Here is a 14,677-nt window from a genome sequence, read left to right on the forward strand (position 1 = left end):
GCCCACCTCGCCAACACCCGCGAACCGGGACGAAGCCCACCCGCGGGACGGGGGAACCGCTTCGGCCCCGGAGCCGCTGCGGGATCCGCCGCCGGGTCCTGTCGGGGGCCCGCTCGCGGATCCTGCCCGGGATCCGCTGCCGGGTCCTCTTCGGGGTTCCCTTCAGGGTCCTCTTCAGGGTCCTCTTCGGGGTCCTCTTCGGGGTCCTCTTCGGGGTCCTCTTCGGGGTTCTCTTCGGGGTCCCGTGGCAGGTGTCGTTCCGGATCTCGCGGACGCCGCGGGTCCCGTCCGCGAGGGCGGTGACGCCTGTCCCGGTGCGCTGCGGCTGCACACCGCGGACGACGGGCGGCTGGCCCGACTACGGCTGCCCGCAGGGCTGCTGACGTACCGTCAGGCCGAGACGCTGGCGAGCGCGGCCGAGCGCCTGGGCGACGGGCATCTCGACATCACCTCCCGGGGCAATGTGCAGCTCCGGGGCCTGGGCGCGGCCTGCGGCGACGAACTCGCGACGCTGCTGCGCCAGGCCGGACTGCTGCCCTCCGAACGGCACGAGCGGATACGGAACATCGTCGCGTCACCACTCTCCGGACTCGACGGATACGGCCACGGCCACGGCGACAGACTTGGCGACGGATATAGCGACCGACACGGTGACGGGTATGGCGACGGGCGTGGCGATGGGCACGGCGTCGGGCGCGGCGACGGGCGCCGTGAAGTCGGGCCCCCGAGCGTGCAGTTGTGGGCGCGCGAACTGGACGGGCTTCTCTGTGCGAGCGAGCCCTCGACCGCGCTCTCCGGGCGCTTCCTCTTCGCCCTGGACGACGGCCGCGGGGATGTCGCGGCGCTCGGCGCGGATGTGACGTTGCTCGCACGCCGAGACGGTACGGCGATGGTACGTACCGGGGCGAACCGGGCGGGCCTCCTCGTACCCGCCGCCGACGCCCCGAGAGCCGCGCTGCTGGCCGCAGAGACGTTTCTCACGGTGGCGGAGACGGGTGGCTCGGGGGCTTGGCGGGTACAGGAATTGCCGCCCGGCCACGGGCTGGACAGGGCGGTGGCGGCGCGGCTGGCGGACGCGGGGATCACGGCCGGGTACGCGGCGGAGATGCCCGTGATCCCGGCTACGGCAACCGCAACCCCCGCAGCAACCGCGGCAGCGGGCGCGGGCGCGGAACCACCGGCTCCCGGGGTGATCCGCTCCCCCGACGGAACCGTGGCACTGTCCGTGTACGCACCGCTGGGACGGCTGAGCGCGGCGCAGTGGCGGTTGCTGACGACGGCGGGAGGCGAAGCAGCCGGGGGGCGCGCTACGGGTCACCCCCTGGCGCGGCATCATCGTCCCCGGACTCGAACCGGCCGCCGCCGACGAGCTGCTGGACCGTCTCCGTACCGCCGGACTGATCACCGACCGCCACTCCCCCTTGCACGGCGTCGGCGCCTGCACCGGCCGGCCGGGGTGCGCGAAGGCGCTCGCGGACGTACGGGCGGACGCGGCCGGAGCGTTGCGCCCGCCGCCGACGGCGGGCCATGGGGCCCTGCCGGTCTACTGGTCGGGCTGCGCCCGCCGCTGCGGCCATCCGCAGGGCGCGCATGTGGATGTGGTCGCGACGGCCGGGGCCCTGGGCGGCTATGTCGTATCCGTACGGGACAGTCTTCCGGCTGATACGGCCGGTGCAGGCAGTACGGCTGGCGCAGGCGGTACGGCCACGGATACGGCACCGCAGTCGGCAACGACCGCAGCAGGACCCGAACTCGCCGACGCGGTGGCGGCGGCACGAAGACCCCCAGTGACGAGATGAGCGAGCCCACAGTGCCCAACGAGCCCACGGTGAACCGGCACATGGTGTCCGACCCCATGGAGTCGGCCCCTATGGCGTCCGGCCACACAGCCTCCGCCCCCATGGTGTCCGGCGACACGGCGTCCGGCCCCATGGGGGCGGACCACATGGTCCACAACCACACAGGGTCCGGCCACACAGCGTCCGACCACACGCCGTCCGGCCACACCACGTACGCGTACGAGAAGGATGGCGCGGCCATATACCGCCAATCCTTCGCCACCATCCGCGCCGAGGCGGACCTCGCCGGGCTGCCCGCCGATGTCTCACAGGTAGCGGTGCGGATGATCCACGCCTGCGGGATGGTCGACCTCGTACGCGATCTGGCCTTCACGCCCGGCGTGGTGGCCCGCGCGCGCGAGGCGCTGCGGGCGGGCGCGCCGGTCCTGTGCGATGTGGCGATGGTCGCCAGCGGGGTCACCCGCAAGCGGCTGCCCGCGGACAACGAGGTGATCTGCACCCTGTCCGACCCGGCCGTGCCCGCGCTCGCCGCCGAGCTGGGGACCACACGCAGCGCCGCCGCCCTGGCGCTGTGGCGCGACCGGCTGGAAGGCGCGGTGGTGGCTGTCGGGAACGCCCCGACCGCGCTCTTCCGGCTGCTGGAGATGGTCGCGGCGGGGGCGCCGAGGCCGGCGGCCGTCATCGGCGTACCGGTCGGATTCATCGGCGCGGCCGAGTCGAAGGACGCGCTCGCCGGAAATCCGGCCGGACTTGAGTATCTGGTCGTACGAGGACGACGCGGCGGCAGCGCGCTCGCTGCGGCGGCCATCAACGCGATCGCGAGCGAGGAAGAGTGAACGCGAAGAGCACACCTGCCGGGAACACCGACATGACCGGCATTGGCACCGGCCGCGAGACGACCACCGGCACCGGCACCGGCCACGAAACAACCCTCGGCAAGCTGTACGGCGTCGGGCTCGGGCCTGGCGATCCGTCGCTGATGACCGTACGCGCCGTCCAGGTCATCGCCGAGGCCGATGTGATCGCGTACCACAGCGCCCGTCACGGCCGTTCGATAGCCCGTTCCATAGCCGTCGACCACATAGGTCCCGACCACATAGAAGAGCCGCTGGTCTATCCGGTAACCACCGGCACCACCGACCATCCCGGCGGTTACCGGGGCGCTATGGAGGAGTTCTACGCCGAGTCGGCCGCCCGGCTCGCCGTCCATCTCGACGCCGGGCGCACCGTCGCCGTACTCGCCGAGGGGGACCCGCTCTTCTACGGCTCGTACATGCATATGCACAAGCGGCTGGCCGACCGTTATCCGACCGAGGTGATCCCCGGTGTCACCTCGGTCAGCGCCGCCGCGGCCCGGCTCGGCACCCCGCTCGTCGAGGGCGAGGAGGCGCTGACGATCCTGCCCGGCACCCTGCCCGAGGAGGAGCTGACGGCCCGGCTGGCCTCGGCGGACTCGGCGGTGGTGATGAAGCTGGGCCGTACCTTCCCTGCCGTACGGCGGGCCGTCGAGCGGGCCGGGCGGCTCGCGGACGCGCGGTACGTCGAACGCGCCACCATGAGCGGCGAGCGCACCGGCCCGCTCGCCGACACCGACCCGGACTCCGTGCCGTACTTCTCGGTGGCCGTGCTGCCGAGCCGGGTGGACGCACGGACGGACGCACGGGCGGACGCACAGTCGGCCCCCCGTGACCCCCGTGACCCCGGTGAGGTCGTCGTCGTCGGGACCGGACCCGCGGGGCCGCTCTGGCTCACGCCCGAGACGCGCGGCGCGCTCGCGGCGGCCGACGATCTGGTCGGGTACACGACCTATCTGGACCGCGTCCCGGTCCGGCCGGGCCAGCAGCGGCACGGTTCGGACAACAAAGTGGAGTCGGAGCGCGCGGAGTTCGCGCTCGAACTGGCGCGGCGGGGGCGGCGAGTGGCCGTCGTCTCGGGCGGGGACCCGGGGGTGTTCGCGATGGCCACGGCCGTACTGGAGGCGGCGTCGGTCGACCCGTACACCGAGGTCCCCGTCCGCGTGCTGCCCGGCGTGACCGCCGCCAACGCCGCCGCCGCGCGTGCGGGCGCGCCGCTCGGGCACGACTACGCCGTCATCTCCCTCTCCGACCGGCTCAAGCCCTGGGACGTCATCGCGGAACGGCTGCACGCGGCAGCGGCTGCCGATCTGGTGCTCGCGCTCTACAACCCGGGCTCGCGCACCCGTACCTGGCAGGTCGGCAAGGCTCGCGAACTGCTGCTGGAACACCGGGCCCCGGACACCCCGGTCGTCGTCGGGCGCGATGTGGGCGGGGCCGAGGAGAGCGTACGGATCGTGCGGCTCGGCGACCTCGATCCGGCGCAGGTGGACATGCGGACGATCCTGCTGGTCGGGTCGTCGCAGACAGTGGCGGTACGGCGCGGGGGCGCCGGAGCCGGGGAGGGTGAAGCGGGGGGAGGCGAAGCCGGGGGCAGCGAGGAGGTCGTCTGGACGCCGCGCCGCTATCCGCCGAGCTGACGCACCCACCGCACCGCCTCGTCGGGTGTGGCCGCCACACATATCCCCTCGGGCATCGGCGGACGGCGTACCACCACGACCCGCACCCCGGCCTCGCGGGCCGCGGTGAGCTTGGGCGCGGTGGCGGCGCCTCCGCTGTCCTTGGTCACGACGGTGTCGACGCGATGCCGGCGCAGGAGTTCCCGCTCGCCTTCGAGCGTGAAGGGCCCCCGGTCGAGGATCGTCTCCATGCGGGCGGGGTACGGGGGTTCGGGCGGGTCCACGGACCGTACGAGGAACCACGGTTCGTCGAGGCCCGCGAAAGCGGCGAGGCCCATCCGGCCCGTGGTGAGGAAGACCCGTCGGGCATCCAGGGCGGCCAGCGCCTCGGCGGCGCCGGCCAGGGAACCGACCGTATGCCAGTCGTCGCCCTCGGCCGGGACCCAGGACGGGCGGCGCAGGGCCAGCAGGGGAACATGGGCGTCGGCGGCGGCAAGGGCCGCGTTCCGGCTGATCGTCGCGGCGAAGGGATGGGTGGCGTCGATGACCGCGTCCACATGGTGCGCGCGCAGATGGCGCGACAGGCCTTCGGCGCCGCCGAAGCCGCCGATCCGTACCTCCCCGGGCGGGAGCACGGGCCGGGCGACGCGCCCGGCGAGGGAGGTGGTGACGTGGATGGCGCGGCCGTACGCCGATTCGCCGTGCGGCGGTTCGCCGTGGAGCGGTTCTCTGTGCAGCACTTCGCCGTGCAGCAGTCCGGCGAGGCGACGCGCCTCAGTGGTCCCACCGAGAAGCAGCACATGGAACGTCTCACTCATCGGCGTCGGGTCTCTCCATGACTGAGGGCGAGGGCGGGGGGCGCGGTGCCCAACTCAAGCACACCGGTCTGCGGCACGGCTGGACGACTGGCGCTTGCGCGACGGCCGCAACGAAAGCGGCATATACCGCGCTGCTGACGGGCGCGTTCCCGAACCCGGTGACGATCACCCTCCCCAAGGGGCAGGAGCCGGTCTTCGCTCTGGCGCGCGAAGAGCTGACCGCTGATCGTGCGATGGCGGCGATCGTCAAGGACGCGGGTGACGACCCGGACGTCACACACGGCGCGCTGATACGGGCGACGGTACGGCTGCTGCCGCCCGGCTCGGGGGTCGTCTTCCGGGCGGGCCCGGGGGTGGGTACGGTGACGCGGCCCGGCCTGCCGCTGGCGGTCGGCGAACCGGCGATCAACCCCGTTCCGCGCCGGCTCATGCGCGCGCAGGTCGCGGAGGCGGCGGAGCGCCACGGCGGTACGGGCGACGTCGAGATAACCGTCTCGGTGGACGACGGCGAGGAGATCGCCCGCTCCACCTGGAACCCGAGGCTGGGCATCCTGGGCGGCCTCTCCATCCTCGGTACGACGGGGATCGTGGTCCCGTACTCCTGCTCCGCCTGGATCGACTCGATCCGCCGGGGCGTGGATGTGGCGCGGGCGGCGGGACGTACGCATGTGGCGGGCTGTACGGGTTCGACGTCCGAGCGGACGGTACGCCAGGCCTACGCCCTGCCCGAGGACGCGCTGCTGGACATGGGCGACTTCGCGGGCGCGGTCCTCACGTACCTCCGCCGCCACCCGGTCCCCCGCCTCACACTTTGCGGCGGCTTCGCGAAACTCTCCAAACTGGCAGCGGGCCACCTGGACCTCCACTCGTCCCGCTCCCAGGTCGACAAGCCCTTCCTGGCGACCCTGGCCACCACGGCGGGCGCCGACGCCGCACTGGCGACAGCGGTGTCCGAGGCCAACACGGGCCTGGCGGCACTGCAGTTGTGCCAGTCCCAGGGCATACGCCTGGGTGACGCGGTCGCCGAACACGCCCGGGACGAGGCACTACGGGTCCTGCGGGGCGCACCGGTGGTGGTGGACGTCATCTGCATCGACAGAGCGGGCACGGTGGTGGGACGAAGCGAGCTGCGATAAGAGCCCCGCGGACGCGGGGAACACACGTGGCTCAGCGCCGCGCAGCACGGTGAAACGGGACCAACCCCGCACACGCGGGGATCACCGGCTCAACGTGGGCCTCGGCCGGATCGAGATGGGGTCGGACCCGCACGCGCGGGAACCACTCTTCCTGAACCAGCAGTTTACGAGCCGGTCGCGCCCGCCTCGGCCGCCATCGCCGCATCCGCCTCGCACGACCGGTCCCGGTCCCGCGAGTACAGATGGCTGTCGCGGAACTGTTCCGCCGCCAGGGTGCTGCCCACCAGGATCACCGCCGTCCGTACCACCCCCGCCTCCTTCACCTGGTCCGCGATGTCCGCCAGTGTGCCGCGCAGGATCAGTTCGTCCGGGCGGGACGCCATCGCGACCACCGCGGCCGGGCAGGACGGGCCGTAGTGGGGGAGCAGTTCTCGTACCACGCGGTCGATGTAGCGCGCCGCGAGGTGCAGGACCAGCAGGGCTCCGCTGCGGCCGAGTGTCGCCAGGTCCTCGCCGTCCGGCATGGGGGTGGCCTGCTGGGCGACGCGCGTGAGGATGACCGTCTGGCCCACCGTCGGCACCGTCAGCTCGCGCTTCAGCGCCGCGGCCGCCGCCGCGAAGGCCGGTACGCCCGGGATCACTTCGTACGGCACACCCGCCGCATCCAGCCGCCGCATCTGCTCCGCGACCGCGCTGAAGACCGACGGGTCGCCGGAGTGCAGCCGGGCGACGTCCTGGCCCTCGTCGTGGGCGCGGACCAGTTCCGCGGTGATCGCGTCGAGGTCCATCCGCGCGGTGTCGATCAGCCGGGCGCCCGGCGGGCACTCGGCCAGCAGTTCGCGCGGCACGAGGCTGCCCGCGTACAGGCACACACCGCAGGCGGCGAGTCTGCGGGCGCCGCGCAGGGTGATCAGATCGGCGGCACCGGGGCCGGCGCCGATGAAGTACACGGTCATCGTTGTTCTCCTGAGGGGACGTACGGAGGACCTGCCTGCGGGTCCGAGGCCGGACCGGCACCCGGACCGGGCCCTGGGCCGGCACCCGGACCGGGCCCTGGGCCGGCACCCGGACCTGGGCCTGCCGCCGGGGCCGAGTCCGGCTGCGGCGCCACGGCGGACCCCGGGCCTGCACCCGGCACCGAGCCCGGACCCACAGCCGAGGTCGGCCCCGGCACCGAGCCCGAGCCCGGACGCGAGGCCAGCGCCAGCCCCGGTGCCGCATCCGGTCCCGGCGCCCCGGCCGCGCCCTTCGTCACCGACCACTGCGTCACCGGCATCGCCTGCCGCCAGCCCGTGAAACCGCCCACCGGTACGGCGTGGGCGACCGCCAGCCGTACCAGTTCGCCGCCGAAGCGGCCGTACCAGCGCGCCAGCAGCGCCTCGGACTCCAGCGTCACCGTGTTCGCCACCAGCCGGCCGCCCTCCGGCAGCGCGTCCCAGCAGGCGTCCAGCAGGCCCGGCGCGGTCAGCCCGCCGCCGACGAACACCGCGTCCGGCACCGGCAGCCCCGCCAGCGCGCCGGGCGCGGCTCCCGTGACGACCCGCAGGCCGGGGACGCCGAGCGCCCGCGCGTTGCGGCCGATGCGCTCCGCCCGTACGGGATCCCGCTCGACGGACACCGCCCGGCAGGACCGGTGCGTACGCATCCACTCGACCGCGATCGAACCCGACCCGCCGCCGATGTCCCACAGCAGTTCCCCCGGCGCGGGCGCCAGCGCGGCCAGCGTGGCGGCGCGGACATGGCGCTTGGTGAGCTGGCCGTCGTGCTCGTACGCCTCGTCCGGCAGGCCCGGCACGGCGCCGAGCCGGACCGCGCCCGGCGCACGACGGCACTCGACCGCCACCACATTCAGCGCATCGAACGCGGAAACAGGTACGGACACGGAAGCAGGTACAGACTCGGGAAGAGGTACAGACTCGGGAACAGGTACAGACGCGCGATCGGGATCAGACGCGGGAACGGGATCAGACGCACCCGCCCGCTCCTGCCAGTCCTCCGCGAGGCTCTCCGTCCGCCGTTCCCTTTCCCCGCCGAGCTGTTCGAGTACGTGCATACGGCTCGGCCCGTACCCCCGGTCCCGCAGCAGCGCCGCCACCTCGGCCGGTGTCGCCGCGCCCGCGCTCAGCACCAGGACCCGGCGGCCGTCGTACAGCGCGGCGGCGAGCCGCTCGACGGGCCGACCGACCAGGGTGACGACCTCCGTCTCTTCCACCGGCCAGCCGAGCCGGGCGCAGGCGTACGAGACGGACGACGGATGCGGCAGTACGCGCAGCGTCCCGGTCCCCGCGTCCGCCCCCACAACTTCCATGAGCGTGCGCCCGATCCCGTAGAACATCGGGTCCCCGCTGGCCAGTACGCACAGCCGCTGCCCGGCATGGGCCGCGAGCACCCCGGGTACGGCGGGCCGCAGCGGCGAGGGCCACACCACGCGTTCCCCCGCGCACTCGTCGCGCGGCAGCAGCTCCAACTGCCGGGCGCCGCCCACGATCACCCCGGCCGCACGCAGCGCGTCCCGCCCGGGCGCGGAAAGCCCGGCCCAGCCGTCGGCACCGATCCCGACGACGGTCACCGGGGGCGGGACGGTCACCGAGGGCGGAGGCGAGGCGGAGGTGAAGGACGGTGCGCTCACCGGGGGCAAGGCGGAGGCAGGGGGTGGTGCGCTCACCGGGAAACACCTCTGAGCTGGAACATGCTGGAAAAAGACCGACCTTGCACTCTACTGTCCGTATTTCACTGCCCGTACTTCTCCAGCATGTTCCCGCCGTCCCCCGCGCCCGCCGCGCCCGTCAGGTCAGGGCCGTACGGATCCGCTCAAGCCCGCTTCCGCGCCCGAGGCGGCCCGCGCGGCACGCGGCATGAGCACCCGCTCCGCCATCGCCCCGAAGATCAGCCCGAAGGCCGTCCACAGCAGCGCCTGCACGCCCAGCGAGGCCAGGCGGAATTCCCAGAGGAGAGCCGCCGGGAAGGTTTCCCGTACGGCATCGGAGTTGGCGGGCAGGACAAGACAGGCGACCGCCACGGCGGCCACATATCCGGCTCCGGCGACGACGGACGCGTTCCAGTTGCCCAGCCGCGGAGCGAGCCTCCGGCCCGCGATGACGGCGATGACGGCCAGCAGCACGCTGAGCACGATCATCAGGAAGAAGAGCGTGGTGCGCTTGCCGATGGTGTCCGGGTTGCCCACCGCGGGCGGGGTCGCCGGATACTTCAGGAACGGCACCAGATAGACCGTGGTGAAGGCCGCGCCCGCGATCAGTGCCGCGGTCGCCCTCGGCCCGAACCGGCCGATCCTGCCCAGACAGACGGAGAAGACCAGCGAGGCGATGCCGCCCAGGGCCACTCCGTACACCAGGACACCGGTGGCCAGCCCGAACGTCGACTGGACCGGCCTGCTGACCAGTTCCTCTTCCTCTTCCTCTCCCTCTTGCTCCGCTGCCGCCGCGGTGTGCCCGGCGTGCTCGTTCGCCGCCGGTGCGGACTGTGTCTCCTCCAGCGCGATGGAGTCCCGTACGGAGGGCTCACCGGCCACATACGCCAGCGCGAACGCGAAGAGTCCGGCCAGCACGCCCGCGATCATGCCGCGGACCAGGAGAGTTCTGACGGTGGAGGCATGCATGTGCGTGATCTCCGTCAGCGGTCAGTGGCAGGGGAAACCGAGCAGATGACGGCCGTCGTGCACCCATTCGTGCACTTCCGCTCCCGAGAACACCGAGGTGGCGCCCTGTTCGGCGCCGACGAAGTAGAGCAGGACCAGCATCAGGGTGCCCACGAACACGGCCCACGGCAGCACCGCGCGCAGTGGAAGCGGTGTCACCGGGTGGGTGGCGCCGGTGGCGACGGACGGAACGACCGGCGGCGCGATGGACTCAGCCATGACGGAACCTCCTTGGGGAACTCGCGTCCCATTCAGTGGAGCTCGAACGACGGCCGTCGGGTCTGACTCACCGGGCTCCGTACCGCCTGCGCGCTGTTACGCGGCGGCCGGCACCCGGCATACAGTGGCGCGACCGTGCCGGACTCTCACCGGACTTCCGTCTTGCCGTCGTATATACCGACGTGAAGGTACCGCGATCCGGCAGACCGGCCAAGAGGCCCTCGGCGCGGCCCCGACCGGCGACGTGCCCGGAGTAACCCGCCCGGGGACCGGCCCGGAAACCGGCCCGACGGGGAGCCCGGCCCAACTGGCGGGCCCGGCAGGCCTGGAGTGCGGGCCCGGCAGCCCTGGAGCGAGGAGAGCCGTATGACGACCCGGGTGATGTTCATCTCACCGGCCATCAGCACAGCACTGCGCGAGGCGCGTTTCGCCACCGTCGAGGACGTCGAGGCCGACATCGCGGCGTCCGGGACCGCGACGTCCGGGACTGTGACCTCCGGAACCGCGGCGTCCGGGAGCGCGGCGTCCGGAACCGCGACCTCCCGTAGCGACACGACCGGGACCGACAGCTCCAGGACCGGGACCGGCACCTCCGGAATCGCGACCGACGTGCTGGACGCTCTCGACCCGCTGGGGCTCCGGCAGGCGGAAGCGGTACGGGAGAGCTTCCCCCGTACCGCCGCCCTGTACGTCTCCCCCTCGGCGCGCTGCCGCCGTACCGCCGAGGTCCTCGGTCTGGACGCCAAGCCACTGCCGGACCTCGCGCCCTGCGCGATGGGCCGCTGGCAGGGCCGGACACTCGACGAAGTGGCCGCCGCGGAACCGGAGTCGGTGGCCGCGTGGCTCTCCGACCCGGCCGTCGCGCCGCACGGCGGGGAGTCCCTGCGGACCTTCCACACCCGCGTCGCCGACTGGCTGGACACCCTCGGTTCCGAAACGGTCGCCGGCGGGCGCGTCATCGCCGTGGCCGAGCCGGACGTCATCCGCGCCGCCGCGGTCCACGCCCTCGGCGCGGGTCCCGGGTCGTTCTGGCGGATCGACATACAGCCGCTGTCCGCCGTCGAACTCAGCGGGCGCGGCGGCCGGTGGAATCTCCTCGGCGGCCGCCCCCTGCACACTGCCACCCCCTGAGGCCACCCCCTGCGCGCCACGGGTTCCGGCACGCGCCGGCCGCCCAGCGCACCCCGCCGGACAGCGCCGCGAGCGTGCGTGCCGGGCCACGCGAGCCCCGCGAGCCCGGGCCAGATCAGCGAGATCGGCAAGATCGGCAAGACACTCCCTAGCGTCGCGTCCAGCCCGGGTCGCGGCCCGTCTCGGCGAGCAGTACCTCGAACGGACCCGCGTCCTCCGCGACCGGCACCGGTTCCCCGAACATCCCCATCTCCCGTCCCATCGGCGCCAGAGCCCTGAACTCCTCCCCGACCACGTCCAGAAGCACCCCGGCCGGCTCGTACGGCTGCCCCGTCGCCCGCGCCAGGTCCCATCCGTGCACCGTCAGATCGCCGAGCACCATCGCGCCGACCGTCCTGGCCGGCAACCCCATGGCCCCCGTGGTGCCCTCGTCCGCGCCCGGCACGGCCCACGCCTCGACGAGCCGTACGGTCTCCTCCGCGAACCGCTCGCGCCACGCCCCCTCCAACGGCTCGGGCGGGACCGTGAAATCGGCGTCCTTCTTGGCCGCGAGCGCCTGGAAGTTCACGACGACCTGGAAGAGATGGGCCGCCAGCGCGCGTACGTCGTACTCACTGCACGGCGTCGGCGCGCCGAGCTGCTCATCGGTGATGCCACGGACGACGGTGACGGTACGGTCGGCCGCCGCCTCCAACATGTTGCTGATCTTGTCGCTCATGGCCCGACCGTACGAATCGCCGCCGCCCGCCGTCTTGAACAAACACGACAGGTCACGGCGGACAAACGCGGCATAGGATCCGGCCATGGCAGGTCCGCGGCGCGACACCCGGGGCATCGTCGACGCCCCGGGGCTTTTCGCGCGCGTACGGTTCCGGCGCCGCGCACCGGCGCCGTCCCTGCGGCCGTATCTGGAGCACTACTGGCTGATCGACTGGGATCTGGACCAGCCGTATGTCTCGCAGGTGGTACCGCACCCCTCGGTCAACGTGGTCTTCCAGCGGTTCGGGTACGGGCCCGGCGGCTCGTCCTTCGCGGAGGTGGCGGGCATCGGCCTGGAACTGTTCAGCCAGCGGCTGGAGGGGCGGGGCCGGGTGTGCGGGGTGCAGTTCAGGCCGGGCGGCTTCCGGCCGTTCGCGCCACGGTGGCCCGTATCGGAGTGGACAGGGCGGCGGGTGCCGCTCGGCGAGGTCATGCCGGCGACGGACGCGGACATCGAGACGGTGCTCGGCGACGATGAGGCCGGTGGGACCGGAGAGGCTGCCGGGGCCTGTGGGGCCGGGGAGGACGCCCGGGTGGCCGCGCTCGACACGTATCTCCTGGGCATCGGGCCGCGCCCGGATCCGCAGGCCGACCAGGCCATGGCACTGGCCGACCGGATCAGGACGGACCGTACGATCCGGCGCGTGGCCCAGCTCGCCACGGCGGAGGGGGTCTCGACGCGCTCGCTGCAACGGCTGTTCGCGGCGTATGTGGGGGTGGGGCCGAAGTGGGTGATCCTGCGCTACCGCATCCATGAGGCGCTGGAACGGGCCGAGTCGGACGCGGGCGGAGGGACCGGCTCCGGTACGGGGTCAGGGACGGGCACGGGCACAGACCCCAGCAGCGGCACCGGCACGCGCACGGGCACCGGCAGTGCCTCGGCGGTCGACTGGGCCGAGCTGGCCTCCGAACTCGGCTACAGCGACCAGGCCCACCTCGTCCGCGACTTCACCGCGACGGTCGGCGTCCCCCCGACGGCGTACGCCCGCCAAGGTCCGTAACGGCTCCGCCACCCCAGGCCCTCCACCACCCCGCCCCATCCGCAGTCCGAACCGTCCGGCGCCCTGGGTTGTCCACAGCCCCGCGCCGCTCCCCTCACCGATTCGGGCCGAATGTCAGACCCTCGTCCTACAGTGCGTGACATGGAGAGCAAAGCACCACGCGTACGGCTCGAACCATGGTCGGAGACCGATCTCGATCTTCTGCGCGCCACGAACGCGCCGGAGCTGATGACCCACCTCGGCGGCCCCGAGACCGACGAACAGGTGGTCAAGCGGCACAGACGGTATGTCGACCTGAGCGCCGACCAGACGGGCAAGGGCCGGATGTTCCGCGTCGTACTGCTCCCGGGCGGCGAGGCCGTGGGCACGATCGGGTTCTGGGAGCAGACCTGGCAGGGGCGGCTGGTGTACGAGACGGGCTGGGGCGTCCTCGCCGCGTACCAGGGCAGGGGCATCGCCGCCGCGGCAGCCGCCGCCGTGATCGAGCGGGCGCGCGCCGAGAAGAAGCACCGCTATCTGCACGCGTTCCCCTCCGTCGACAATCCGCCGTCGAACGCGCTGTGCCGCAGGGCGGGCTTCTCCTTGCAGGGCGAATGCGACTTCGAGTATCCACCGGGGCAGGTGATGCGCTGCAACAACTGGAAACTCGACCTGGAGCGCCCCGAGACACGCTGACGCAAGCCGAAACACGCTGACGCGGGGCGGGGCGGACCGGCCGCGCGCTGACGCCAGCCAGGCCGGACTGACGCCGACCGGACGCGGCTGACGCAGCCCGGCAGGGCTGACGCAGGGCGGACCGGCCGCGCGCTGGCCCCGACCGGACGGGGCTGACGCAAGCCGAACCACCCCGGACCGAGGTGCGCTCAGCCGTGTCGTAGACCCGAGCGGCCCTGAATCCCCTGGCCCGTCCCCCTCGTCCAGTGACATCCTGACGGCGTGAACGGACCGGAGATCGAGATCAGCTTCGCCCCTGAGCTGCGCCTCTTCGTCGCGGCCGAGCGGCGTCAGGGACGTACGGCCGTGCTCACCGACGGCTCGTCCACGCTCGGCCATGCCGTCGAGTCGCTCGGCGTCCCGCTCACCGAGGTCGGGCGGCTGGTCGTCGACGGCCGTGACGTGTCCGTCGCGCACATCCCGGCCGCGGGCGAGTCGGTCGAGGTACGGGCCGTGAGCCGGCCGCAGCGGGTGCCGGGCGCGCCCCTGCGCTTCCTGCTCGACGTCCATCTCGGCACGCTCGCACGGCGGCTGCGGCTGCTGGGCGTCGACGCGGCGTACCAGAGCGAGGACCTCGGCGACCCGGCGCTGGCCACCCTCTCCGCCGGTGAGCGCCGCGTGATGCTGTCCCGGGACCGGGGGCTGCTGCGGCGGCGGGAGATCTGGGCAGGGGCGTACATCTACAGCGACCGCCCCGACGACCAGCTCCGGGACGTGCTGGAGCGCTTCGCGCCGGCCCTCGCGCCCTGGACGCGCTGCACCGCCTGCAACGGTGAACTGGGCGCGGCAGACAAGGACTCCGTGCAGGAGCAGCTCGAACAGGGCACCCAGCGTTCGTACGACGTCTTCGCCCAGTGCCGGGCCTGCGGGCGGGTGTACTGGCGGGGCGCGCACCACGCCCGGCTGGCGGCGATCGTCGAGGAAGCGGTACGGGAATTCGGCGACGCGGCCGCGTGAGCGGCGTGCCCGGGT

At 73.1% G+C, this 14,677-nt stretch carries 14 protein-coding genes and 1 riboswitch; of the genes, 8 read left to right on the forward strand and 6 right to left on the reverse strand.

The features are described 5' to 3' along the window. The first annotated feature begins 244 nt into the window (after positions 1-244). The 3 genes from KQY30_RS14540 (at position 245) to KQY30_RS14550 (ending at position 4,293) form a co-directional block, all read left to right on the forward strand. Complete coding sequence (locus KQY30_RS14540) at positions 245-1,663, forward strand: cobalamin biosynthesis protein CobG (RefSeq protein WP_254407125.1); 1,419 nt, start codon at positions 245-247, stop codon at positions 1,661-1,663. A 282-nt stretch (positions 1,664-1,945) separates the two neighbouring features. Then, complete coding sequence (locus KQY30_RS14545) at positions 1,946-2,635, forward strand: precorrin-8X methylmutase (RefSeq protein WP_217311058.1); 690 nt, start codon at positions 1,946-1,948, stop codon at positions 2,633-2,635. A 32-nt stretch (positions 2,636-2,667) separates the two neighbouring features. Continuing rightward, positions 2,668-4,293 carry a precorrin-2 C(20)-methyltransferase gene (locus tag KQY30_RS14550; protein ID WP_217307178.1) on the forward strand — a complete coding sequence of 542 codons (1,626 nt, stop codon included), beginning with the start codon at positions 2,668-2,670 and terminating at the stop codon, positions 4,291-4,293. Here KQY30_RS14550 and KQY30_RS14555 read toward each other — a convergent pair. Continuing rightward, positions 4,278-5,090 carry a cobalt-precorrin-6A reductase gene (locus KQY30_RS14555; protein ID WP_217307179.1) on the reverse strand — a complete coding sequence of 271 codons (813 nt, stop codon included), beginning with the start codon at positions 5,088-5,090 and terminating at the stop codon, positions 4,278-4,280. The genes KQY30_RS14550 and KQY30_RS14555 overlap by 16 nt on opposite strands. Positions 5,091-5,107: 17 nt before the next feature. On the opposite strand from KQY30_RS14555, the gene KQY30_RS14560 reads away from it, so the two are divergent. After that, positions 5,108-6,226, forward strand: coding sequence for a cobalt-precorrin-5B (C(1))-methyltransferase (locus KQY30_RS14560; RefSeq protein ID WP_217307180.1), 1,119 nt, complete (start codon positions 5,108-5,110; stop codon positions 6,224-6,226). A 164-nt stretch (positions 6,227-6,390) separates the two neighbouring features. On the opposite strand, the gene cobM is transcribed toward KQY30_RS14560, so the two are convergent. From cobM to KQY30_RS14580, 4 genes are all read right to left on the reverse strand, one after another. Continuing rightward, positions 6,391-7,182, reverse strand: coding sequence for a precorrin-4 C(11)-methyltransferase (cobM, locus tag KQY30_RS14565; RefSeq protein WP_217307181.1), 792 nt, complete (start codon positions 7,180-7,182; stop codon positions 6,391-6,393). Then, complete coding sequence (gene cbiE / locus KQY30_RS14570) at positions 7,179-8,813, reverse strand: precorrin-6y C5,15-methyltransferase (decarboxylating) subunit CbiE (RefSeq protein WP_217311059.1); 1,635 nt, start codon at positions 8,811-8,813, stop codon at positions 7,179-7,181. The genes cobM and cbiE overlap by 4 nt, the downstream gene beginning before the upstream one ends. Positions 8,814-9,017: 204 nt before the next feature. Next, entirely contained in the window at positions 9,018-9,842 is an 825-nt protein-coding gene (locus KQY30_RS14575) for a CbtA family protein (RefSeq protein ID WP_217307182.1), read from the reverse strand. Positions 9,843-9,863: 21 nt separating this feature from the next. Next, positions 9,864-10,100 (reverse strand): CbtB-domain containing protein, encoded by a 237-nt coding sequence (locus KQY30_RS14580; RefSeq protein ID WP_217307183.1) that lies wholly within the window; start codon positions 10,098-10,100, stop codon positions 9,864-9,866. Between the two features lie 39 nt (positions 10,101-10,139). After that, positions 10,140-10,298, reverse strand: a riboswitch (cobalamin riboswitch). A 168-nt stretch (positions 10,299-10,466) separates the two neighbouring features. On the opposite strand from KQY30_RS14580, the gene KQY30_RS14585 reads away from it, so the two are divergent. Then, positions 10,467-11,231: a histidine phosphatase family protein gene (locus KQY30_RS14585; protein WP_254407126.1), complete on the forward strand. Its 765-nt coding sequence runs from the start codon at positions 10,467-10,469 to the stop codon at positions 11,229-11,231. Between the two features lie 148 nt (positions 11,232-11,379). On the opposite strand, the gene KQY30_RS14590 is transcribed toward KQY30_RS14585, so the two are convergent. Further along, positions 11,380-11,949 (reverse strand): TIGR03086 family metal-binding protein, encoded by a 570-nt coding sequence (locus KQY30_RS14590; protein ID WP_217307184.1) that lies wholly within the window; start codon positions 11,947-11,949, stop codon positions 11,380-11,382. Positions 11,950-12,034: 85 nt separating this feature from the next. Here KQY30_RS14590 and KQY30_RS14595 point away from each other — a divergent pair, with 85 nt between their 5' ends. From KQY30_RS14595 to KQY30_RS14605, 3 genes are all read left to right on the forward strand, one after another. Beyond that, positions 12,035-12,991, forward strand: coding sequence for a helix-turn-helix domain-containing protein (locus tag KQY30_RS14595; protein ID WP_217307185.1), 957 nt, complete (start codon positions 12,035-12,037; stop codon positions 12,989-12,991). Between the two features lie 141 nt (positions 12,992-13,132). Continuing rightward, positions 13,133-13,666 (forward strand): GNAT family N-acetyltransferase, encoded by a 534-nt coding sequence (locus KQY30_RS14600; RefSeq protein WP_217307186.1) that lies wholly within the window; start codon positions 13,133-13,135, stop codon positions 13,664-13,666. A 261-nt stretch (positions 13,667-13,927) separates the two neighbouring features. Further along, entirely contained in the window at positions 13,928-14,662 is a 735-nt protein-coding gene (locus KQY30_RS14605; RefSeq protein ID WP_217307187.1) for a Mut7-C ubiquitin/RNAse domain-containing protein, read from the forward strand. Positions 14,663-14,677 lie beyond the last annotated feature (15 nt).

The organism is Streptomyces sp. GMY02, assembly GCF_019056675.1.
GTDB lineage: Bacteria > Actinomycetota > Actinomycetes > Streptomycetales > Streptomycetaceae > Streptomyces > Streptomyces odonnellii.